The sequence below is a fragment of the Flavobacterium anhuiense genome, from assembly GCF_900101855.1.
GTDB classification, from domain to species: domain Bacteria; phylum Bacteroidota; class Bacteroidia; order Flavobacteriales; family Flavobacteriaceae; genus Flavobacterium; species Flavobacterium anhuiense.
Genome location: NZ_FMVC01000002.1, coordinates 689,905 through 713,048 on the forward strand (window position 1 = coordinate 689,905; position 23,144 = coordinate 713,048).

General features: G+C 35.1%; 11 protein-coding genes. 1 reads left to right on the forward strand and 10 read right to left on the reverse strand.

Annotated features, from left to right (window positions below):
* Positions 1 to 4: 4 nt before the first annotated feature.
* The 6 genes from BLP44_RS07600 to BLP44_RS07625 form a co-directional block, all read right to left on the reverse strand.
* Positions 5 to 2,290: a GH92 family glycosyl hydrolase gene (locus BLP44_RS07600; protein ID WP_091131179.1), complete on the reverse strand. Its 2,286-nt coding sequence runs from the start codon at positions 2,288 to 2,290 to the stop codon at positions 5 to 7.
* Positions 2,291 to 2,486: 196 nt separating this feature from the next.
* Entirely contained in the window at positions 2,487 to 4,748 is a 2,262-nt protein-coding gene (locus tag BLP44_RS07605) for a GH92 family glycosyl hydrolase (RefSeq protein WP_091131183.1), read from the reverse strand.
* Between the two features lie 100 nt (positions 4,749 to 4,848).
* Positions 4,849 to 6,837, reverse strand: a complete 1,989-nt coding sequence (locus BLP44_RS07610) for a beta-mannosidase (RefSeq protein ID WP_244511697.1) — start codon at positions 6,835 to 6,837, stop codon at positions 4,849 to 4,851.
* 431 nt (positions 6,838 to 7,268) lie between these two features.
* Entirely contained in the window at positions 7,269 to 8,783 is a 1,515-nt protein-coding gene (locus tag BLP44_RS07615) for a SusD/RagB family nutrient-binding outer membrane lipoprotein (protein ID WP_008461989.1), read from the reverse strand.
* Between the two features lie 11 nt (positions 8,784 to 8,794).
* A complete protein-coding gene (locus BLP44_RS07620) occupies positions 8,795 to 11,887 on the reverse strand; it encodes a SusC/RagA family TonB-linked outer membrane protein (RefSeq protein ID WP_091131189.1) in 3,093 nt (1,030 codons plus the stop codon).
* A gap of 252 nt (positions 11,888 to 12,139) precedes the next feature.
* Positions 12,140 to 13,150, reverse strand: coding sequence for a LacI family DNA-binding transcriptional regulator (locus BLP44_RS07625; RefSeq protein WP_091131192.1), 1,011 nt, complete (start codon positions 13,148 to 13,150; stop codon positions 12,140 to 12,142).
* A 392-nt stretch (positions 13,151 to 13,542) separates the two neighbouring features.
* Here BLP44_RS07625 and BLP44_RS07630 point away from each other — a divergent pair, with 392 nt between their 5' ends.
* Positions 13,543 to 15,147 (forward strand): class I SAM-dependent methyltransferase, encoded by a 1,605-nt coding sequence (locus BLP44_RS07630; RefSeq protein ID WP_091131197.1) that lies wholly within the window; start codon positions 13,543 to 13,545, stop codon positions 15,145 to 15,147.
* Between the two features lie 57 nt (positions 15,148 to 15,204).
* On the opposite strand, the gene BLP44_RS07635 is transcribed toward BLP44_RS07630, so the two are convergent.
* The 4 genes from BLP44_RS07635 to BLP44_RS07650 form a co-directional block, all read right to left on the reverse strand.
* Positions 15,205 to 17,022: an alkaline phosphatase gene (locus BLP44_RS07635; protein WP_091131200.1), complete on the reverse strand. Its 1,818-nt coding sequence runs from the start codon at positions 17,020 to 17,022 to the stop codon at positions 15,205 to 15,207.
* Between the two features lie 142 nt (positions 17,023 to 17,164).
* The gene (locus BLP44_RS07640; protein ID WP_091131204.1) at positions 17,165 to 18,700 is read right to left on the reverse strand and encodes a RagB/SusD family nutrient uptake outer membrane protein; all 1,536 of its coding nucleotides are present in this window, start codon (positions 18,698 to 18,700) and stop codon (positions 17,165 to 17,167) included.
* Positions 18,701 to 18,719: 19 nt separating this feature from the next.
* Entirely contained in the window at positions 18,720 to 22,088 is a 3,369-nt protein-coding gene (locus BLP44_RS07645) for a TonB-dependent receptor (RefSeq protein WP_091131207.1), read from the reverse strand.
* A gap of 71 nt (positions 22,089 to 22,159) precedes the next feature.
* Complete coding sequence (locus BLP44_RS07650; protein ID WP_091131212.1) at positions 22,160 to 23,080, reverse strand: FecR family protein; 921 nt, start codon at positions 23,078 to 23,080, stop codon at positions 22,160 to 22,162.
* Between the last annotated feature and the right edge of the window lie 64 nt (positions 23,081 to 23,144).

Here is a 23,144-nt window from a genome sequence, read left to right on the forward strand (position 1 = left end):
CTTTTTATTTTGAATTTGAATACGAATATGGGTAGGCTTCTTTTGTTGTACCTCTTTTTAAATTCGGAGAACTTGTCATATCAAAATTTAATTCGCCTCCTTTTAATACATCAAAATGGTTGATGTAATTTTTAGAATGAGAAGCATTATCCCATTTCAATTCGTTTACATATTTGTTGGTTTCTGAATTATTCGGTGCATTGATAATAAGCTGTTTTCCGTTTTCTAACTGTAACGTTGTTTTCTTAAACAAAGGCGCTCCCAAAACATATTCGTCTGTCGCTGGACAAACTGGATAAAATCCCATGGCTGAGAAAATATACCATGCAGAAGTTTGTCCGTTATCTTCGTCTCCGCAATAACCATCTGGAGTTGGTTTGTACAAACGGTTCATCACTTCTCTTGACCAATATTGCGTTTTCCAAGGTTCTCCTGCATAATTATATAAATAAATCATGTGCTGAATTGGCTGATTTCCGTGAGCGTATTGTCCCATGTTCATAATCTGCATTTCACGGATTTCATGAATAACAGCTCCATAATAACTGTCATCAAAAACTGGAGGCATTGTAAATACATCGTCCAATTTTGCAGTGAAATTCTTTTCTCCTCCCATTAAATCAATTAAACCTTGAATGTCGTGAAAAACGCTCCAGCTGTAATGCCAGCTGTTACCTTCTGTAAAAGCGTCTCCCCATTTGAACGGATTAAAATTGGCCGGAAAACTGCCGTCTTTATTTCGTCCGCTCATTAATCCAACAGAAGGATTATAGAGATTTTTATAATTCATCATTCGCTTTTCAAGCAAATTGATTTCTTTTTTAGGACGATCTAAAGCTTTTGCCAATTTCCAGATTGCAAAATCATCATAAGCATATTCTAATGTTCTCGCTGCGTTTTCATTTATTCTGACGTCATAAGGAATGTATCCTAAAGTGTTGTAGTACTTAACTCCTTTCCTTCCTACAGCATCCATTGGTCCTTCATTATTGGCTCCGTGCTGTAAAGCTTCGTACAAAGTATTGATATCATAACCGCGCAATCCTTTCATATAAGCATCAGAAACTACAGAAGCAGAATTATTTCCAACCATGACATTTCTAAAACCTGGACTTGACCATTCTGGCAGAAATCCGCCCTCTTTATAATCGTTTATTAATCCTTCTTGCATTTCTTTATTTATCGAAGGATAAACCAGATTTAATAAGGGATACAAGGCACGGAAAGTATCCCAAAATCCAGTTCCTGCATACATATAACCTGGTAGAACTTTTCCATTATATGGGCTGTAATGTACTATATCGCCGTCTTTATTGATTTCATATTGTTTTTGAGGAAAACAAACTGTACGGTACAAACAAGAATAAAAGGTTTTTAATTGATCTTCATTCGTATCTTCTACGGCAATTTTTCCTAAAACTTTATTCCATTCTGTTTTAGATTGCGAAACCGTTTCTTCGAATGAAGCATTTCCTAATTCATTTTTTAAGTTTAATTCAGCTTGTTCAAAACTTATAAAAGATGATGCTATTTTTACATTTACTTTTTCACCTTTCTTAGTTTTAAAACCGACTACAGCGCCAGCATGTCCAGCCGTTAATTCTAATTTTCCTTTTTCTATAGTTTTGTCGTTAAAAGTAGAATTTGCTGTAAATGGCTTATCAAAATAGAGTACAAAATAGTTTTTGAAATTATCTGGAACACCACCACTATTGCGGGTTGTGTATCCTATAATTTTATTTTCTGATGGGATAATTTTAATGTATGATCCTTTATTAAAAGCATCAACGACAACATAAGAGTGTTCGTTTTCTGGAAATGTGATTTGAAAATGTGCAGCTCTTTCTGTTGTTGTAATTTCAGTCGTAACATCATGATCTGCCAGATAAACGCTGTAATAATAGGGTTTTGAAACTTCTGCTTTATGACTGAACCAACTCGCACGTTCGTCTTCAGCGAAAACCAATTTCCCCGTAACAGGCATAATCGAAAACTGACCGTAATCATTCATCCAAGGAGATGGCTGATGAGTTTGTTTAAATCCTCTGATTTTTTCTGCCGTATAGGTATAAGCCCATCCATCGCCCATTTTTCCCGTTTGAGGTGTCCAGAAATTCATTCCCCAAGGTCTGCAGATGGCGGGATAGGTATTTCCGTTTGAAAGATTATGCAAAGACTGCGTCCCCATTAACGGGTTTACATATTCTACAGGATCTAAAGATTTTACCTGCGCATTTAAAAAAAGACAGGACTGTACTATTCCTAAAAAAATTAAACTTTTTATTTTCATATTCTGTGTTGCTATCCTAACAGGTTTAAAAACTTGTTAGGTATTTATTTTTTTATAAAATGCCAATTTTTATTATCCAAACTTTGTCAAAGTTTTAAACTTTGACAAAGCGACCATAAATCTTAAACTTAAATCATGCCTAACAGTTTTCAAAAACTTGTTACGAAATCTAAAATCAGAACTCTTAAATCTTAAATTATTGAGGTCTATCTTCTTTCTTCACTCCAAATGTTGCTGACGGTTTGCTTCCCATATACAATTTAAGTTCACCGCCTTTTACAATCATATCATGTGTGATGTATGATTTTGTGTACGGCTTCCCATTATATTCTACTTTTTGGATATAAATATTTGAAGCACTGTTATTAATTGCACTTATTGTAAATGAAATGCCTTTTTTGTGATGGATAACGGCTGAATTTACCAATGGACTTCCTAAAACATAAATTCCGTTTGCTGGATTAACTGAATAGAATCCCATAGAAGACAAAACATACCAAGCCGACATTTGTCCTAAATCTTCGTTACCGCATAATCCGTCTGGTTTTGTTGAATAGAATTTCTCATCGATTTCTCGAATTATTTTTGCTGTTTTCCAAGGCTGCCCTGCATACGCATACAAATACGGAATATGATGATTTGGCTCATTTCCGTGCGCGTATTGGCCTATTAAACCGCTGATATCTGGCGAAACATCCTCTCCTTCTACTTTATCTGTCAGAAGAAAAAGTGAGTCCAGTTTTGCGATAAATTTCTCTTCGCTTCCAAATAAATCGATCAAACCGTATGGATCTTGAGGAACCAGCCAAGTGTATTGCCACGCATTTCCTTCTACATAATCGTCTTTACGGTGTGCAGACGAAAGCGGATTAAATGGTGTTCTCCAATTTCCATTTGTCAATTTACCACGCATAAAAGTAGTTTCTTTGTCAAAATACTCTTTGTATAAATTGGCTCTTTTGGTGAAATAATTATAATCTTCTGTTTTGTTTAAAGCTTTTGCCATTAAAGCGATGCAATAATCATCAATAGCATATTCTAAAGCGTTTCCAACAGACTCTAAAAGTTTATCGGCAGGAATATATTCCAATTTCTGAACGTAATCCATTCCGTCACGGGTTTGCATTGCCGTTTTTTTAATCGCTTCATATGCCAAATTGATATCATAATCACGATATCCTTTTAAATACGCATCAACAATAACCGCTATTGAATGGTTTCCATTCATGGTATTGGTTTCATTGCCCATTAAATGCCAAACAGGCAATCTTCCTTGCTGCTGATAAATCGCTAAAAACGATTTTACAATATCATTGATTTTTTCTGGCTGTGTAATGGTGTATAACGGATGCAGTCCGCGGTACGTATCCCAAAGTGAAAAAGTAGTGTAATTGGTAAAATTGGCTTTTTCGTAAACCTTTTTATCTGTTCCTAAGTAATCTCCATTCGCATCATTAAAAATAGAAGGTGCAAACATGGTATGATACAACGAAGTATAGAAAACTTTCATTGTTTTTTCGTCTGCTTTTATCTGAACTTTATTTAGCTCTTTGTTCCATTTTGAATCTGCCAATTTTACGATCGCTTCAAAATCCCAATTCGGAATTTCTGCTTTTATATTGGCAGATGCATTTTCTGTGCTAACTGGAGAAATTCCGACTTTTACCAGAATCTGTTTGCTTTTTAAGTTTTTAAAATCTAAAACCGCTTTTATTTTCAGGCCTTCGCCTTCTGTTCCCTTTACTGTAGCTGTACTATCATAAACCATAATATTTGTAATCGGCTCAGAGAATTCCATTGCAAAATAAATGCGCTGATCGGCAGCCCATCCTGCAGAATAACGATACCCTTCAATTTTGGTTTCGCTAATTTTTTTAATGAAAGTTTTTACGGGTCTGTCCCAGCCGATTCCGTCAGCAAGATCAATTAAAATGTGTGAATCGTTTGGGTTCTCAAAAGTATATTTATGAAAACCAACTCTTTCACTTGCCGTTAATTCAGCTTTAATTTTATATTTATCCAATAAAACGCTGTAATATCCTGGTTTTACCACTTCGTTTTTATGAGAGAAATACGAACCGTAACCGTTTACCATATCTTCTTTTGTTCCTTTGGTCAAACCAACTTTTCCGCTTATAGGCAAAACGAGAATATCATTTAAATCCCCAATTCCGGTTCCGCTTAAATGCGTGTGCGTGAAACCTAAAATCGTATTACTGGCATAATTGTAACCGCTGCACCAATCCCAACCTTCAAAAATATTTACCGGTCCCAACTGTACGGCTCCAAAAGGAACATTTGCGCCTACAAATACGTGACCATGCCCCGCCGAACCAATTAGCGGATCTACATATTGTGTATAATTTACATCTGCTTGTTTTGCCTTTTTTTGCTGTGAAATTATCGGATTGGCAAAAAGTAGACTTAAAGCCAAAAAACCGCTAAATACTATTCTCATATATTTTAATTTTTAAATTCTGTGGGTGAGACGCACTGAAGTGCGTCTCTACGAAAGACCTTTGCCGATTTGCAACTTAGAACCTCAGCACCTTAGAACCTTAGTACCTTTCCAAAACCTCATACAAGGAATAAATCTTAATCTCTGGCTTCGCTATTTTACCTTCAAACGAAATTGTTTTTTCTTCTCCCGCTTTTAGATCAAAATAATTATTGCTCCATTTTTCATTATACCCTTTCATCGAAATGCAAACATATTTTGCCCTTTTCTGAGCTTTTACAACTACGTTATTTCCTTTTATTTTCCAGCTGATTTTTGGGTCTTCTAATGCCAAATCTTTCGGATGTGTAAAATCGGTTTCTGGTTTTATGTCGTCTCTATAAGCTTCTTTTATGGCATACCAAGCAGCTTTTGGCTGTCGATTATTGTAATCTGTAATGCTCCAACTTGCAACAGGCCAACAGTCATTTAACTGCCAAATTAAAGTTCCCATATTATAAGGCGCTTTAGCACGATGTATGCCAACAATATTTTTTATGGAATAATAATGCAGACACTGGCTCAAATAGGCATAATCTTCCAAATTCATCTTTTTTATTTTAGATTCATCGATAAAATATTTGGCGAGATAGGAATCTAATTTTTCAAAACCTTTGCCTGCTTTTAAATGTACTTTTAGTATATCTGAATATAATTGTCGGTCTTCTGACGAAGTGAAACTTTCAATTGAATTATAATTTGGCAAAGACAGCATTCCGTATTCGCTCACAAAACGTCCTGTTTTTTTCTGAACGGCTTCAATATCTTCTAATCCCCACCAAATTCCCCAATAGTGGCTGTCTCCTTCGGTCACGCTTTTTGCTTTTGACCAATGATATAATGGTGAAGAGCTTAAATACGGACGTTTTCCATCGACTTCTTTTACCCATTTTGGGATACTGTCATGAAATAAACGCGTATAATCTTTCCACAAACGGATTGAATCTTGTTTTGAAATTTTAAAACTTTTCATCCAGCCCCAATTCTTAAAAGCTTCGTCTGATTCATTATTTCCGCACCATAAAACAATGCTTGGATGATGGCGCAATCTCTTTACCTGATATTGGACTTCTTTTTTTACATTATCAAAAAAAGCGTCGTCTCCAGGAATCATTGTACCTGCGAACATAAAATCCTGCCAAACATTTATACCGTATTTATCGCATAAATCGTAGAAATAATCATCTTCATAAATACCACCGCCCCAAACGCGAAGCATATTCATATTGGCTTCTTTGGCAGATAAAACTATTTTCTCGTATTCTTTTTTGGTCACTCTCGAAAGAAAAGCATCTGACGGAATATAATTGGCTCCTTTCATGTAAACTGGTTTTCCGTCAATCTTAAAATAAAAAGAGCGGCCAAGACTGTCTTTGTCTTGTATCAATTCGATTTTTCGATTTAAAACATACGGTTTCTCAGGCTCTTTTTCATCATAAGCTTCAAATCTTGGCGTTTTCCATATTCCGCAAGTGGTGAATTTTGGTCCCCAATCCCAGCCAAAATGGTATTGCGCTTTGCGAACATAGGCGCGTGGATTGTCTGGAATTATAAATGGATAATCTTTTTTAGCCAATGAATCGACTACATTTTGTGCTGATTGAAATACGATTCGCAAATCATTATTTCCCGATTTCAAGACTTTTTTAACGTCAACACGCCATTGACGAAACATATTATCAGCTTTTAAAACCAGCTTATCGTTTACATAAACTGATGCATAAGTATCTAATCCGTCAAAAACTAATTCTGTATTTTTCTTTTTCAGCATATTTGCCGAAACCTGAAAAGCAGTTTTATATTCCCAGTTTTTGCGTTCGATCCATTGCAGTTTTTTTTCATTATCTCTGTAAAATGGATCTGGAATTAATTTGCTGTTTAGCAAATCGGTATGAATTTCTCCTGGTACAGTAGCCGAATACCATTTTTGTGTTTTTTCTTCACGATACTTCCAATTGTTTTTTAAATCAATTTTCTGCGAAAAGGAAATTGACGTAAAACCAGCCAGAAATAAGGACATTATCCAATGAAGTTGTTTTTGATAATTCATTTACAGAGTACTATTTTAATACCTTCTAAAATTACTAAAAAAGGTAAGTAATTTGGCAGTTTTAGAGAAGGAAAGACTGACCGCACTATTCCTTCTCTTGAAAATTTATTCTTTGTTAGTAACTCTAAAATACAACTAGAAATATTTTCTTTTCCACTGCCTTATGTTTTATTTTATTTTGATGTGGGTTGTTTTTAAATTCAAATAATTGAAATAAACTTTAAGTATACTATTTTGAAATTTTTAAAATCCAGAAAATAAAATCCATCTTTTTCAGCAGAATCCTATTGTTTGCTGCGAAAAAAAAGCATTTAAATCTGTACCATAATTTTTCAATTTCTTACTATCAGATCAATCAATTAAACGATTTTAAAAATAAGCCGGGTATGCTCAGTACCCGACTTATCTTAACTAACCAACCAATTTAAAAATTATTTATCCCACCAGATTCTTGTGGTCATTAAATCTAAACCTTGACGTTGAATTGCTGCTTTATAATTAGCCTCATTTGTGATAAGTTCTGACTGATCATAAATTAATCTTCTCGGAATTGTTCCTTGTGTTTCTCCTGTTGGATCATTAACAGGAACTAAAACTGGGTAGCCTGTTCTTCTATATTCTGAGAATGCTTCAAAACCGTTGAATAACAATACAATCCATTTTTGAGTGATAATCTGTTCGATTTTCTGCGCTTCTGTTCCTGCAGATTTAAACGGATACGTTGTAATATAAGTGTTGTATTCTGCTGGAGTTACCGCAGGCACTTTATCTCCAAAAATGGTTAAGATATTCATCGCCGCCTTTACTCCGTTTTCATAGTAAGTCTGAGCCGATCCGCCAACATTCCATCCTTTTACTGCTGCTTCTGCCAATAAAAACTGAACCTCAGCATAAGACATAATTAATGTTGGAGCATCTAAACGCAATACTGTAGAAGTATTTGGGTCTGAGAATAATTTTTTGTCTCCTCCTGGAAACTCTTTTGCATCATTTGCCAAACCTTGCTGGCTTGCCGGATTATTATCTCCTGTTGCTTCCAATTTTGCATAAATTCTTAAACGTGGATCGTTTGTGTTTTTCAACATATCGATAAACGTTTTACTGAATTTAATGTTAGATTCTCCTCCGTTCAAATCGTTTCTAACCCAAGATGATGTAATTGGATTGGTTTTAACACCTGCAGGACCTGCGTCATGTTTTAAAACCAAACTGTCATCATTTGAAGTAAAAACTCCTTTTGCATAAGCTTTTTCTACAAATTCTTTTGCTTTTGCAGGATTTACTTTAGATAGACGCATTGCTACTCTCAGCATTAAAGAGTTTGCTAGCTTTTTCCATCTTGCAACATCACTTTGGTAGTACAAATCGGCACTTCCAACGAATGGTTTGCCTGCATCAAGTGCAGTTCCAGCTTCGTCTAATTCTTTTAAAAGATCATTGTAAATAGCCTCTTGTGTATCATACTTTGGAGAAAACACGTTTCCGTTATATCCTTTTCCAGCTTCAAAATAAGGAACTTCACCATAAGTATCCGTTAATTTTTGGAACAAGAAAACTTTCATGATTCTTAATGCCTGAATCATATTGGTATTTTCTGGCGTATTTTCTACTACAGATAATAATTGGAAAATCTGATTTAATCCTTTTCCGTACGTTTCACCAAAAAGAGCGGCAGAATACTCAGAAGAATACGTGTATTTTGAACCCGGCCCTCCAAGTGAAGAAAACTGCTGTACGATTTGTGCAGCGTATAAATTGTTTCCTCTTGTGTTAGAAAAATCTTGTCCGTCTACATAAATCTCAGCAAGCGTAAACATAGATTTTACAGCTGGATCTGTTAAGGCATTTGGATTCTTATTCATTTCTTCGAATCCTTTATCGCATGAAGCTAATGTCAAAGCACCAACAATTGCGACACAAAATATTTTTATATATCTATTTTTCATCTTTTTTAGAATTAGAATTTGACATTAAGTGCAAAACCATAGTTTCTTGTCAATGGCATAGAAGCTCTCTCCATACCTTGAGCATTACTATTTGAGTAATTTGACTCAGGATCGATGTTTGGAACTTTGTCATAAATAGTCCATAAATTATGAGCTGAAAATGCTAAACTAACAGACTGGAATGGTGTTTTTTGTAAATACGCTTTTGGGAAATTGTAAGCAAATGAGATTGCTCTAAGCTTAACAAAATCAGCATCGTAAACAAAGTTTGACGTTACATCACTGTAGCTTCTCCAGTAATTGTAAGCAGAAACGTTTGTATTAACTGGGTTTCCGTTTACATCTGTTCCGTTTACTTGAACACCATTTTCACGTCCTGGAAGCGTAATTTCAGATAATCCGTAACGTGTTCCTAACTGGTTTGTAGCTGAATAGATTTCTCCTCCAAATTTAGCATCAACAAAAACAGAAAGTGTGAAATTTTTATAAGAGAAATCATTTGAAAGTCCCATTGAAGTTGGCGCAACACCTTGTCCTGCAATGATTAAGTTTCCTCTTAAGAATTTTCCGTCTGTGCCAAGCACTATATTTCCATTAGCATCTCTTAAATAGTCATACGCTTTAATCACTCCAAATGGCTGTCCTTTTTCTAAAACTACATTAGCTCTTCCATCTCTGTTTCCTTCTAATGTTTTCGTCGTAATTTTATCAGAAAGATTTAAAACTTCACTATCATTGTATGCAAAATTATAAGCTACGTTCCAAGAAAAACTTGGCGTCTTGATAGCTTTCACATTAACAGCAAACTCCACCCCTTTGTTTAAAATTTCTCCAACGTTAATTTTTGTTGTTCTGTAACCAGAAGCTTGAGAAACGTCAGCATCTGTAATATCATTTGTAGTTTTTTTGCTGTAGAAAGTCAAATCTGTACTTACTCTGTTATTGAAGAATGTATTTTCGAAACCAAACTCAATTGTACTTACATTATAAGGTTTTAGAGTTCTGTTTGGAATTGTTTCTCCGTTTACACCCAAAATTGGCTGTCCTAATGAATCTGTCTGTCCGTCTGGTGTAGTGTAAGTTAATGCTAAAGCATAAGCATCTGGCAATGCACCTCCAACGTTACCCCATCCTACTCTAACCTTACCATAAGACATCCATTCAGGAAGACCGATAACTTCAGAGTAAATAAAACTTGAGCTTACAGAAGGATAGAAAGTACTGTTGTTTGCAGGATCTAATGTTGAAAACCAGTCTTCACGACCCGTTAAACTTAAGAATAAGAAATCTTTATACCCGATATCTGCAGAATAGAAAAGAGAGTTTACTTCGCTTTCTGAGAATAATTTTTCAGTTTTATCTGGCTGTGTATTTCCGTAGAAATATTTGAACGGAACAATAAAGTTGTTTCCTTTCATTTTGATTCCGCTGTATCTGTTATGCTGACGGTTTGCGCCAATAAAAGCATCCAATGAAATATCTTTAGCAATATCTCCTTTGTATCCTAAGAAACCAGAAGCATTTACTTCAGAACGAGTTTCGATTCTGTTTTCGATAGATCCTCCTGGATTATAGTTTATTCCAGTAGGTTCAATTTCAGTATATTCATAATTAATATCATCAATACCAATAACAGCCTTAGCATAAATTTTATCTGTAATGTTGTAATTTACTTTTGCAGAACCAATAAAACGCTTTCTAAGATCATCATTTAATGGAGATTTCGTAGCAAAATAAGGATTGGTATGATATACGTTTGCTCCTAAAAAGTCTTCTTCGCCGCCATTAGCATCATAAGGATTGCTTAACCATCTAATATCTGAACCTGGAGTCATGAATGTTGTCGGGAAAGATGGGTTTCTTGGCGAGTCATTTAAATACGGACGGTTATGGCTTTTCTCTGAAATATATTGAGCATTACTTTCAATGCTAATTCTTTTATTTGGAGCCGAATTTAAGCTCAAAGCCACGTTGTTTCTTCCAAAAGTAGTTTCTGGCATAATCGATTCGTCTTTAGTATTTCCGAAAGACAATCTAAAATTTGTTGATTCATTTCCTCCAGAAATTGCTAAAGTATTGCTGAAAGAATATCCAGTTCTGTAGAAATTCTCCACATTATCTTTTCCATAAGCTTGATAAGGTCTTGTTTTACCGTCAAGTGATAAAGATGGCGTTCCGTCATATTTATCCCCCCATGCAAAATAGTATGAGTCTCTAAGTTCTTGCAAATTGTTAAATCTAGTTGGCACACCACTTGCATTTGGAGCTCCAGCACCATATTGATCTTGCCATTTCAAAAGGCTTGCAGGCGTATTAAAAGAAGAATTTGTGCTGAAATCTACTCCTATTCCTGTTCCGTTTTTACCTTTTTTAGTTGTAATTAAGATAACGCCATTTGATCCTCTGTACCCATAAAGAGCAGAAGCGGCACTACCTTTAAGAACCGACATCGAAGCGATATCATCTGGGTTAAAAGATGACATACCGTCTCCTTTATCCGCACCTCCCCACATACCTGCATTTCCTTGCTGTGTATTGTCAATCGGAATTCCATCAACAACATACAACGGCTGATTAAGCCCTGATGCAGAAGTTGCTCCACGAATTACCACACGACTAGAACCTGACGGTCCAGTAACTGGTGCCGAAACGTTTACTCCGGCAATTTTACCTTGAAGCGCGTTTCCTAAGTTAATTTCTTTATTTTTTGTCAGGTCCTCTCCTTTTAGTTCTCCAACTGCGTAACCTAAACTTTTCTTTTGTTTTTTAACTCCAAATGAAGTTACAACAACATCTTTCAATTCTTGCGTTGTTTCAACTAACGTAACGGCAACTCTTGTATCTTTTTCTTGAACTGCCACTGATTGTGACTGAAACCCTATAGAAGATACATTAAGGGTAACTTTACCTTCGGGAACATTCATTCTAAATCGGCCTTCGGCGTCTGAAATAGCACTAAATGGTTTTCCCTGAACTTCGATTGATGCACCGACAATTCCCTTGTTCTCTGCATCTGTAACTATACCGGTTATTAATCGATTTTGCGCGGCAGCACTCAAACTGCTAAGCAATATCACTCCTAACACTGCTAATATTCGTCTCATAAGCGTTTTTTTGGTTATTGGTTTTGATTTGTTTTGTGTTTTGTTGTTAAGTTGTTTGTTTTTAAATAATTAATAAAAAATTGTACTCTATTTCAATATTACAGCTCGAATAACAAGTAATCTCAATAGCTGTTTTAGTTTTTTAAAGTCTAAGAAAATCCAGAAAAAATCTTACTAAATCGTTTTAGTGAAATGATTAAAAAAAAAGTCACACTTTTTAATTTCTAATTTTCGTTTTTAATTTTCGATTGCTTAAACAGATTCTCTTATTATCAAAGTTCCTTTCTTGAGAACCTTTTCTATTTTGAAATCTTCCAAATTTGTCATCTGGCTCATTAGCAACTGTATCGATTTGACGGCAATTTCTTCAATGGGCTGTGCAATAACTGAGATTGTGGGCGTGTGCAACTTGAAGCTGTCATGATCATCAAAACTTATGACGGAAACATCTTCGGGAATTTTACATTTCAAAATCCTAAAAGCCTGAAGTCCTGCAAGTCCGAGATAGTTGGCTGAAAAAAGAACTGCATCTATTTCTTTATTTTTCTTGAAGAAATTTACAATGGCTTCAATTCTGCTTTGCTCACTTGAATGATAATCCAAATGAAGTGTATACTTTTCGTTATAAATTCCTTCTTCTTTTAAGGCTTCTACATATCCTTTTTCTCTTAACTTCATCTGAATCATTCCAGACTCATTATTCACAACGGCGATATTCTTTTTTCCTTTCCCGATTAAAAATTTAGTGGCCGAATAAGATGCTTCGTAATTGTCCATTAGAACGTGACTTACTTTTTGGTTGGCAAAATATCGGTCAATCAAAACAACAGGTTTTTGCAATTTTAAAAGCTGTCCGATTGTTTTCTCTAAATTACGAGTCGGCGTAATAATAAAACCCTCCACATTGGCTTGCAAAAGACTCTGCACTAATTCTTCAGAACGGTTATTATCATCACCAGTACTGCAATAAAAAACTCTGTAATCTATATTTTTTGCTTCGTCTTCTATAACTCTAGCCAAATCCGCAAAAAACTGATTGGATATGTCCTCTACAATAAGTCCAATTGATCTTGTTTTTCCAGTTCTCAAACTACTAGCAATCATACTTGGCTTATATTGCAATTTTTGCGCTACATCCTGAACTTTTTTAATTACCGTTGGGCTAATAGCCATTTTTTCGCCCTTTCCGTTGATCACAAAAGAGACAGTAGAAATAGAAACTTCTGCCTGTTTCGCAATATCTCTAATTGTAATCTTTTTCATCGGACAAAAAATGTATTGTTGAATATTTTAGTACATCGCAAATATATGCAAGTGAAACTTACAAAAACGTTTTAGTAAAATTTTTTTTCAATAAATCGTTTTTTTAAAGCGAAAATAAAGCGAAAAATTTAGCAAATACTGGTTTTTGGTTAGTTATTGTCAGTTTGACTTTTAATATGTACTTTATAGATTTTATGCTGTTTTAGCTGATTTTTGATAGTATTTTTAAAGAATTTTAGTATTTATTTTTTTGAAAAAAATTTAAAAAATTGACGATTATTGCAATTGCCTTTTTCAGAAAAATCAAAAACAAAATTCAATGTAACCAAAAAACATCATGCAATAAATAAGAAAAAATCACTATTTTTAAACTAACCTTCATTCTTTGCATTATGAACGATAAATCTCAGCTTTTAGATTCCATTTTCAGACATCTTGACGGATTGGTTACAGCTCCTGTAGCGATAGCATTCAAAAACAAATCGGTTTTAGAATTTATATTAAGTAAAGAAAAGCACACTTTATCTGAGCTTACAGCCGCTTTTAAAGCCAATGAAGGTTATCTGAATGTCGCGTTGCGAGTTTTGGCTTCTCAGGGTTTTCTGGATTATGAAGTTGATAATAAAAAACAGGAAATCACGATTTCTGTAAACGAAAAAACAAAAACAGCTTTTTCACTGTTTTATCTCTATGAAGATGTGGTGAGTTTGTTACAATTGTCTATTCAGTTTCATCCGCGTTTGTTTGAAGATGTTCCTTTTGAAAAGCTCAATATTATTTTTGAAAAATATAAAAAAAGATACGGAATTGAACCTTCAGATGATCCGCTGAAAAACAGTATCCAGGAGCAGATCTTAAAACATATTGAAGGTTATCTGATTGGTCCGACAATTGTACGTTTGGCAATGAACGGAATGTTTCATAAGTATTTTATGGAAACTTCTTTCAGACCCGAAGAATTTCATAAATCACCAGAAAATTTTAAAAAAATATTAGACTTTTTTGTTCATCTGGGCTGGTTTCTAGAAAAAAATGGCAATTATCAATTTACCGAAGCTGGTTTGTTTTTTGCTAAAAGAGCCAGCGCTTATGGCGTTACGGTTTCTTACTTGCCAACTTTTGCCAAAATCGAAGAATTAATTTTTGGCAATCCAGATATTTTGAGAACAGCTGAAGGTGAAAACGAACTTCATGTAGATCGCGAAATGAATGTTTGGGGAAGCGGTGGCGCTCACGACACTTATTTTAAAGTGGTTGATGAAATTCTGATCAAACTTTTCAATCTCCCTATTGACGAACAGCCAAAAGGAATCCTAGATATGGGTTGCGGAAATGGCGCTTTTCTACAGCACATTTTTGAAGTAATTGACAGACAAACTTTAAGGGGAAAAATGCTCGACGAATATCCGCTGTTTCTAGTTGGCGCCGATTACAATCAAACCGCTTTGAAAGTAACCAGAGCCAATCTAATCAATGCAGATATTTGGGCAAAAGTAATCTGGGGCGATATCGGACGTCCTGATTTACTGGCCAACGATTTGAAAGAAAATTATAATATTGACTTGAAAGATCTTCTGAATGTGAGGACATTTCTAGATCATAATCGAATTTGGCAAGATCCGAAACAGATTAATGAAAATAGAGTCAGTACCTCAACGGGTGCATTTGCATATCGAGGAAAAAGAATTAGCAATAATCTAGTTGAAGATAATCTTTTGGAACATTTACAAAAATGGTCACCTTACGTACACAAATTTGGTTTGCTTCTGATTGAACTTCATACCATAAATCCTAAATTGACAGCCAATAATCTAGGCAGAACTCCTGCAACTGCTTATGATGCTACTCACGGCTTTTCAGACCAATATATTGTCGAAATTGATGTTTTTAATACTATCGCGGCAGAAGCAGGATTATTTCCGGATAAATCCATTTTCAAGCGATTTCCAGATGCTGATACGGCAACTGTTAGCATCAATTTATTGAAAGGAAAATAATTTTAAAAAGCCTCCCAAAAGAGGCTTTTTTTATTGAATTTATCATTTGAAAACAAATCATTTCCCTCCAATCAACTCCATAATCTTGTCGTAAATCGCAGTATTCTGATAAACACCCATGAATTTTTCAGAACCTGGTCCATAAGCAAAAACAGGAACTGGAATTGCTGTATGATCGTTTGTACTGAAACTTCCATGAACATATCCTTTTTCAATGCTTCCGTCAATTAGAGATAATCCGCCCGTTTCGTGATCTGCAGTTACGATTAGCAAAGTTTCCGGATTTTTATCTACAAATTCCATTGCCTGGCCAACCAATTTGTCAAAATCCAACATTTCTCTCACCACATATTCTACATTGTTTTGGTGTCCGCCGTAATCGATTTGAGCGCCTTCAGCCATTATAAAAAACGGTTTTTTGGTTTTTGAAAAAGTAGTTGTCGCTTTCGCTAAAGATTTGGTTAGAAAATCTCCTCTTCCGTTTTTCATAGAAACCACCGCTGCATCTTCTAAAACTACAAATTTGTTATTTTTAATCGTATCCAAACTCGCAAATTTATCTGAGAAAGTATAACCCTTTTCAATTAAGATTTTAGACAAATCTTTTCCATCTTTTCTGGAAATAAATTCTTTCTGCCCTCCTCCTATTAAAATATCTGACGGATTCGAAAGAAAATCATTTGCAATTGGCTCGCTTAAACTTCTTTCTGGCTGATGTGCATAAAACGCCGCTGGAGTTGCATCGGTAATATTTCCAGCAGAAATAATGGCCGTTTTATAGTTTTTCTTTGCCAATTGCTGTGTAATCAATTCAAGAGGTCTTCTGTTTTCATCAACACTTATAAAACGGTTATTGGTTTTATGTCCCGTAGCCATTGCCGTTGCGCCTGCAGCAGAATCTGTGATATAACTATCCGAAGCTTTTGTGATTGAAAATCCTTGAGTCGGAATATTAAATAAATTCAACTGTCCTTTGTTTGCCGTGTAACCAGAATAGATTTGCGCTAATCCCATTCCGTCTCCAATTAAGAGAATAACGTTTTTTGGACGCTTATTCTTGAAAACATTTTTAGGAACATAAGCTTGATGAAATTCTGTATTCTGGTAAAATGTCGTTTTAATATTATTTATAAATTCAGTCAGTTCGGCTACTTTATCCGTTCCGATAAAGTCAACTTTTAAATTCATCAAAGTCATATATGTATTCACGTTGTCTTGAGTGGCCCAGAATCTTATCTTTTTGTTTTGATCGTGGACTTTTTTGATAATGGCCTGAATTTTTTCAGAATCGGGCTGCGTCAAAACACCTTTTCCGTTCCAAACTGTGATTTGATGCAAATCTTCACTAATCATTTCAACTCTCGCCAATTGATCTGGAGTATAGCTTTCATTCAGCCTTCCGTCAAAATAAATAAAATCTGGATATGCCGCCCATAGTGACGGTAAAGGTCTATTTCCAGAAATAACCACTTTTATGTTTTTATTCGAAATAATATCTGGAAAAGTCTTTAACTGCTGTGTAATTGCTTTTAGAGTCGAATCGGCATCAGACTTAATATCAATCATTAAAATCAATGGCTTATTACTTGGATATGCTTTTCCTCCCAACGTTTTTAATTTATTAGAAAGCGGTTCTAAATACAAACTTTTTAATGTATTGTGAGTAACAATTTCCTTAGAAGTGTGTGCGACAAATAGTTCATTATTTACTAAAAAGACATCGGCTTCTATAACGCCTGTTTCGTTAGAATAGGCACCATAAAATGGCAATTTGCTTTCGTAATCGTTATGAGAATGAATGTTAGACGAACTGTATTCTTGCGCTTGAGCGAACAAGCAAAATTGAAGGCAAAAAAGGGTGATTATTTTTTTCATCGAAAATAAATTAAACAGCAAAAAGTCGTAGGTTACTCCTTGCTATATTGAAACAAAAAATGTCTTATTATTTTTTTACAACTGCAGTCTCCTGACTAAGACTGCAGCGTAAAAAACTAAAAAAACACAACAAAATTTTTTATTACCAGCCTTGGTTTTGAGTCAAAGCTCCTTTACTCACTGCAATTTCATCTGGCGGTATTGGCCACACATGATGAATTGCAGGATTGAAATTACGAGCAGGATAAATAACGCTTCCGTTATAATGGTGCAATGGTTTTGCGTAAGTTTCCTTTGCATCTCCCCAACGCACTAAATCAAAATGGCGGTCTGTCCACTCGCCTGCCAGTTCGCATCTTCTTTCTCTTTTTAAATCGACCATTGTAGCTCCAGAAATATCTGCAAGACCTGCACGGTGACGAATCATATTGATTTCTGTATCTGCATTTTGACCTTTCATTAATTTCGCTTCCGCTAACATTAAAATCACATCAGCATAACGTAAAAGAGGAACATTTAAAGCTGTTGAAGGCTTGTCTCCATTAGCATTTACATAACGAATATCTACTCCACCCGATGTTGTTTTTGGATAACTGAATGGCTCCATATATTTTTTAAACTGATACCCCGTTCTGTTACTTGAACTTACTACGTGGTTTCCTTCATTAAAAGTTACAGTTTCTCCGAAGTAAACAAATTTGTCTCCTTTTTGTAAAATCGTAGCACTGCGTCTTTTGTCGTTTGAATCATAAGCATCAAATAATTCTTTTGTCGGATAAAAATTTCCCCAGCCGTTGTAAACTCCCCAACCTTTATCTTCTAGACAAACTCCAGGAAAAATAGAACCTAAAGATGTATTTTCGGCACTTGAAGTCACAGACCAGATATATTCTGAAGACCAATTGTTGCTGATTTTAAATACATCTTCAAAATTGTCCAACAATTTGTGTTTTCCGCTAGCCACAATCATATTCGCATATTTAATGGCATTGTCCCAATCTTTTGCATACAAATACGTACGCACTAAATATGCCCAAGCCGCAGTTTTGTGAGCGCGTCCGCGATTGTCTGGTGTAAGCTGATCAAAATAAGGCAATAAATCTGCTGCTTTGATTAAATCAGATGCAATGTAAGCGTAATTTTCAGCAACGTTTTTAGCGCGAGGCACATATACATTTGTCGGGTTTTCTCTGTCTTGAATCGGAATTCCTGCACGATCGTCTCCATAATGGTACGCCAATTCTAAATGCATTACAGCGTGATTAAAATAAGCTTCTCCTAACATTCCGTTTCTTGTTTTTTCATCCAAAGCAATATTTGGAATATTACGAATAACGTCGTTACAACGCTTCATAATTTCGTAGTGAATTCTCCAGATATCTTTAGTATCCGATTCTGATCCGTCTACAATAAAGTTTTTGATACGTTCTGCATTTTGTCTTGGTTTTGTACCAATATCATCGCTGGCATTATTTAGCCAAAAGAAACCGCGACCGTACATATTATCATCAGAATACAAAGCATAAATTGCATTTACTCCTGCTTTTGCATCTGCTGGTGTTTTCCAGAAATTCCCGCTCGAAGGAGCTCCTTGCGGCACAACATCAAGTTCGCTTTCGCAAGCTGAAGTGCTTACCAAAAGCACAAAACTCAATAATAAAAGACTTATTTTTTTCATTTTAATTGTTTTTTATTTTTTAAAAAGTTGCGTTAACACCTGTCATGTAAATACGAGAAAGCGGATAACGTCCTAAATCCATTCCGAAGTTTTTAAGTCCAACTTCAGGATCCATTCCAGAATACTTAGTAATCGTAAATAAGTTTTGTCCTGAGATGAAGAATCTCAATTTTGCTTTTCCGTTCAACCAGCTTTCTTTAACGGTATAACCAATAGAAACGTTTTTTAATCTTAAGAAAGAAGCGTCTTCGATGTATAAATCAGAAATACGTCCGAAGTTGTTATTATTGTCTGTTGACGAAAGAATTGGAACGTTGGTATTGGTGTTTGTTGGAGACCAAGCATCTTTTGAATCTGCCAATAAATTGTAACCTGGGAAAGAAGCATTTAATCCTGTATGCTTTACAGCATTGAAAACGCTATTTCCTGCAGCACCCGTGAAGAAAATATTCATATCAAATCCTTTGTATCTGAAATTGGCATTCAAACTATACGTTGTTTTTGGGAAAGGGCTTCCTAAAACTACTCTGTCGCTGTTGTTGATTACGCCGTCTCCATTTTCATCTTTAAATTTAATATCTCCAGCAACCGCATTTGGCTGATACATTACGCCATCTTTGTTTACATAAGCTTTTACCTCATCATTACTTTGAAATAATCCATCAGTAGCATATCCGTAAAACGCACCAACTGGGCTTCCCACTTGGTAAATATTCGCTAATGGTAAACTACGAACTCTGCTTAAACCTAGAGGTTCTAACGAATTCAAATCGTCTTTAATAGAAACAATTCTATTGCTTAAGAATCCAGCATTTGCCGTTACATCAAATTTAAATTCTCCACGAGTTTTTTGATACGTCAGACTCACCTCGATTCCTTTATTTTTAACATCTCCTGAGTTAACGATTCTTCCTTGCGGCGTTCCAGAAACTCCAGGCAATTGGTCACGAACCAACATGTCTTTGTTTTTCTTTACATAAGCATCAACAGATCCTACTAAAGTGTTATTTAACATAGTAAAATCTAAACCAATATTAGTCTGCTCGGAACTTTCCCATTTTAAATTCGGATTTGATAATTCGCTTTCAGCATAACCATAATTGATTGATGGCACAGCGCCAATTAAAGCTTGAGTCTGAACTAATGGCACACTAAATTGGTATGGTCCAAGATTTCCTAAATTCCCAATTTGTCCCCAGCTTGCACGAAGTTTCAAATTGCTGATGATTGGCTCAATACCTTTCATAAAATTTTCTTCAGAAATTAACCAACCTGCAGAAACTGAAGGATATACTTTCCAGCGATTATTTTCTAATAATTTTGAAGTTCCGTCACGACGAACAATTCCGGAGATTAAATATTTCTGATTGAAATCGTAATTGATTCTTCCCACATAAGAAGAGATAATTTCATCTGATCTTCCTGCTGCCGTCTGCTGAATTAATTTTGCATTCAATAAATAACGCTGTGATGGATCTTCGTTGTCAAAACCAGTTCCTTCAACGGTATAGAAATCTCTTTTCGTTTCTTGATACGTATATCCAGCTAACGCTTTCAAATTGTGTTTTCCGAATGATTTCTCATAAGAAATCGTCTGTTCGCTCAATAAATCGGTAACTGTTGAGTTTTTCAACGTCAATCTATTGAAATCGAATATTTTTCCTGGCTCAGTAACTTTTACTGTAAAATCTGTCGCATTGTCCTGAATTCTGGTATATCCCCAATTCGATTTTACTTTTAATCCAGAAACAATTTCCCATTCTGCATACGGATTGATCAAAATGGTAGAAATTGGATTTTTATTGTCTAATCTTTTCAAATACGCTACCGGATTGATAACGTCTCCATAAGAACCAACATATTTTTCTGGAACACCACCAAATTGGCCTGATCCATCTTCTCTATAAATTGTCGCGTTTGGCGGATACAAAATCGCTGCTTGAATGGCTCCTGTGTACGAGCTTGAAGTGTTAGCAGTCTGACCATCAGTTAAAGAGTATGAAATATTTTCTCCAATAGTGAAATTATCCGCCAATTTAAAAGAAGAATTTGCTCTTACTGTGTAGCGTTCTCCGTAAGTATTTAACAAAATACCTTCGTTTTTTCTGTAGCTTCCAGAAAGAAAGAAATTAGATTTTTCTGTTTTTCCGTTTACGGAAAGAGACAAATCTTGAATTTCTCCTGTACGGAAAATTTCATCCATCCAGTTTGTTTTTGTTGTTCTTGCAGTTGGTTCAAATGCCGGATCGAAAGCAGGAATTCTTGGCAAGCCTGCATTATCTCTCGCAAGATTCATAGCATCAGCATATTCTGCAGCATTTAAAACCTCTAATTTTTTCGCTACATTCTGAAAACCTCCTTGATAGTTTACATTCACATTAATTTTATCTGAAATTCCTTTTTTAGAAGTAATTAAAATTACTCCCCCAGAAGCTCTTGCTCCATAAATTGCCGCAGAAGCCGCATCTTTTAGAACATTTATCGAAGCAATATCATTTGGATTTATAGTATTTAAAGAACCGCTGTAAATGATTCCATCCAAAACGATTAAAGGTGTTTCGGCATTCAAAGATCCAATACCGCGAATGTTGATTGTTGGCGATGCTGTTGGGTCACCACCATCGTTAATTACCGTAACTCCGGCAACCGTTCCTTGCAATAATTCAGCGGCGTTATTGTAGGTTCTGCTTGAAGTTTCTTTCATAGAAACAGAACCAACGGCTCCTAAAACTTCATTCTTTTTTACGCTACCGTAACCCATTACTACAACTTCTTGAAGCTGTTTTACGTCAGCTGCTAATTTTACCGTGATATTTTGTGAACTCGTAACTTTTACTTCTTGCGTTATATAACCCACATAAGAAAAAATAAGAGTGGCTTCAGAAGCATTTACTTCTAATTTAAATGTTCCATCAAAATCTGTTGCTGTTGCTACGTCAGAACCTTTATCTTTAATTCCAACTCCTGGCAATGGCATATTATCATCTCCGCCAAAAACAGTTCCCGAAACAATAATTTTATTCTGATCGACAGAAGCAACTTTCTGATTCTTCTTGATTACAATATTGTTGCTCACAATCTCATATCGAAGCACATTGCCGCAAATTTTATCCAACGCCTGTTCTAGCGTTACATTATTCAGTTTTAAACTTAATTTTTGATTAGCGTTTACTTGGCTGCTTTCGTACATAAAATGCACATCAACCTGATTTTCAATTTTTTGAAATATATTTTTTATACTCTCATTATCAACTTTTAAAGTGACTCTTTTGTTAATGTCAACATTCCCGGCTTTTACTGTTAGTGCAGCAAAAAACAAAGTCATAAACAGGAATAATTTTGCTCCTATTGTCCTTATGCTGGCATACCGCATTTGTTTTTCATTCATAGTTTTTAGATTTAGTGTAATTGTTTTGTTTATTAGTTTGCTACGTAGTTTTATTTTTATTGCTTAAAGAATTATTCGATTTTATAAACCCCAGAATCCATTTTGTATTGAGCGTTGATGATGTTGCACACCAACACAATCACTTGATCGGCAGTCAGTTCCTTAAAATAAGCGCTAATCTTTAAATCGTTTAAACTCTTGTTTTTGACTTCGATCGAAACGTTATAATTGCGATTGATCGTGGCTACAACTTCTGGTAGAGGCGTTTCTTCAAAAACCATAATATTTTTTCGCCATAACGAAATGGTATTAACCGGAACATCTTTAAAAGCCTGAAGCTTATTATCTTGCGATTTAAAAACCACTTTCTGTCCTGGAGTTACATATACATTCTCTTCTGTAACAGTCGATTTCACGTTTACTCTTCCAGTTGCCACCGAAACTTCTTGTGTGGTCTGGTCTGGATAAGCTTGAACATTAAAACTGGTTCCGAGAACTTTGGTATCCATTTTATTGGTATGAATAATAAAAGGATGTTTCTTGTCTTTGGCTACGTCAAAAAAAGCTTCTCCGCTCAAATACACTTCTCTAGTATCTCCTTTAAATTCCTTCGGATATTTAAGAACACTTCCAGCGTTCAGCCAGATTTTTGTTCCATCACTTAATTTTATCTGAGCATGTTCGCCTAGTTTTACTGCAAACTGTTTGCTTTCTGCAGCATTTTTTGTCGAATAGAAAAACACAGATAATCCAACAAGGAAAACTAAAGAAGCTGCAACAGCCCAGTTTTTATATTGAAGTGAAATAACTTTATTGGTATTCTTTATTTGTCTTAATTCTTTTTTCAGTTTTGAGCGGTCTGATTGAACCAGTTCCATATTATCAAAAAAATCATCTGTACGATCGTACCATTTATTCCACATTTCTTGTCCTTTTGGGGAATACTTTCCTTCTAAAAAATTTTTGATTTCGTTATTTGAATTTTCAGGCATTATAATTTCTTTATGTCTATACTAGTATGTCTTGGGAATTGTAATTTTAGGTAGGCGCAAAAGG

Coding starts and splice junctions, on each gene's coding strand:
- BLP44_RS07605 (WP_091131183.1), bottom strand. CDS start 4,748: ATGAGAATAGTATTTAGCGGTTTTTTGGCTTTAAGTCTACTTTTTGCC.
- BLP44_RS07640 (WP_091131204.1), bottom strand. CDS start 18,700: ATGAAAAAAATAAGTCTTTTATTATTGAGTTTTGTGCTTTTGGTAAGC.
- BLP44_RS07600 (WP_091131179.1), bottom strand. CDS start 2,290: ATGAAAATAAAAAGTTTAATTTTTTTAGGAATAGTACAGTCCTGTCTT.
- BLP44_RS07625 (WP_091131192.1), bottom strand. CDS start 13,150: ATGAAAAAGATTACAATTAGAGATATTGCGAAACAGGCAGAAGTTTCT.
- BLP44_RS07610 (WP_244511697.1), bottom strand. CDS start 6,837: ATGAATTATCAAAAACAACTTCATTGGATAATGTCCTTATTTCTGGCT.
- BLP44_RS07620 (WP_091131189.1), bottom strand. CDS start 11,887: ATGAGACGAATATTAGCAGTGTTAGGAGTGATATTGCTTAGCAGTTTG.
- BLP44_RS07615 (WP_008461989.1), bottom strand. CDS start 8,783: ATGAAAAATAGATATATAAAAATATTTTGTGTCGCAATTGTTGGTGCT.
- BLP44_RS07645 (WP_091131207.1), bottom strand. CDS start 22,088: ATGAATGAAAAACAAATGCGGTATGCCAGCATAAGGACAATAGGAGCA.
- BLP44_RS07635 (WP_091131200.1), bottom strand. CDS start 17,022: ATGAAAAAAATAATCACCCTTTTTTGCCTTCAATTTTGCTTGTTCGCT.
- BLP44_RS07630 (WP_091131197.1), top strand. CDS start 13,543: ATGAACGATAAATCTCAGCTTTTAGATTCCATTTTCAGACATCTTGAC.
- BLP44_RS07650 (WP_091131212.1), bottom strand. CDS start 23,080: ATGCCTGAAAATTCAAATAACGAAATCAAAAATTTTTTAGAAGGAAAG.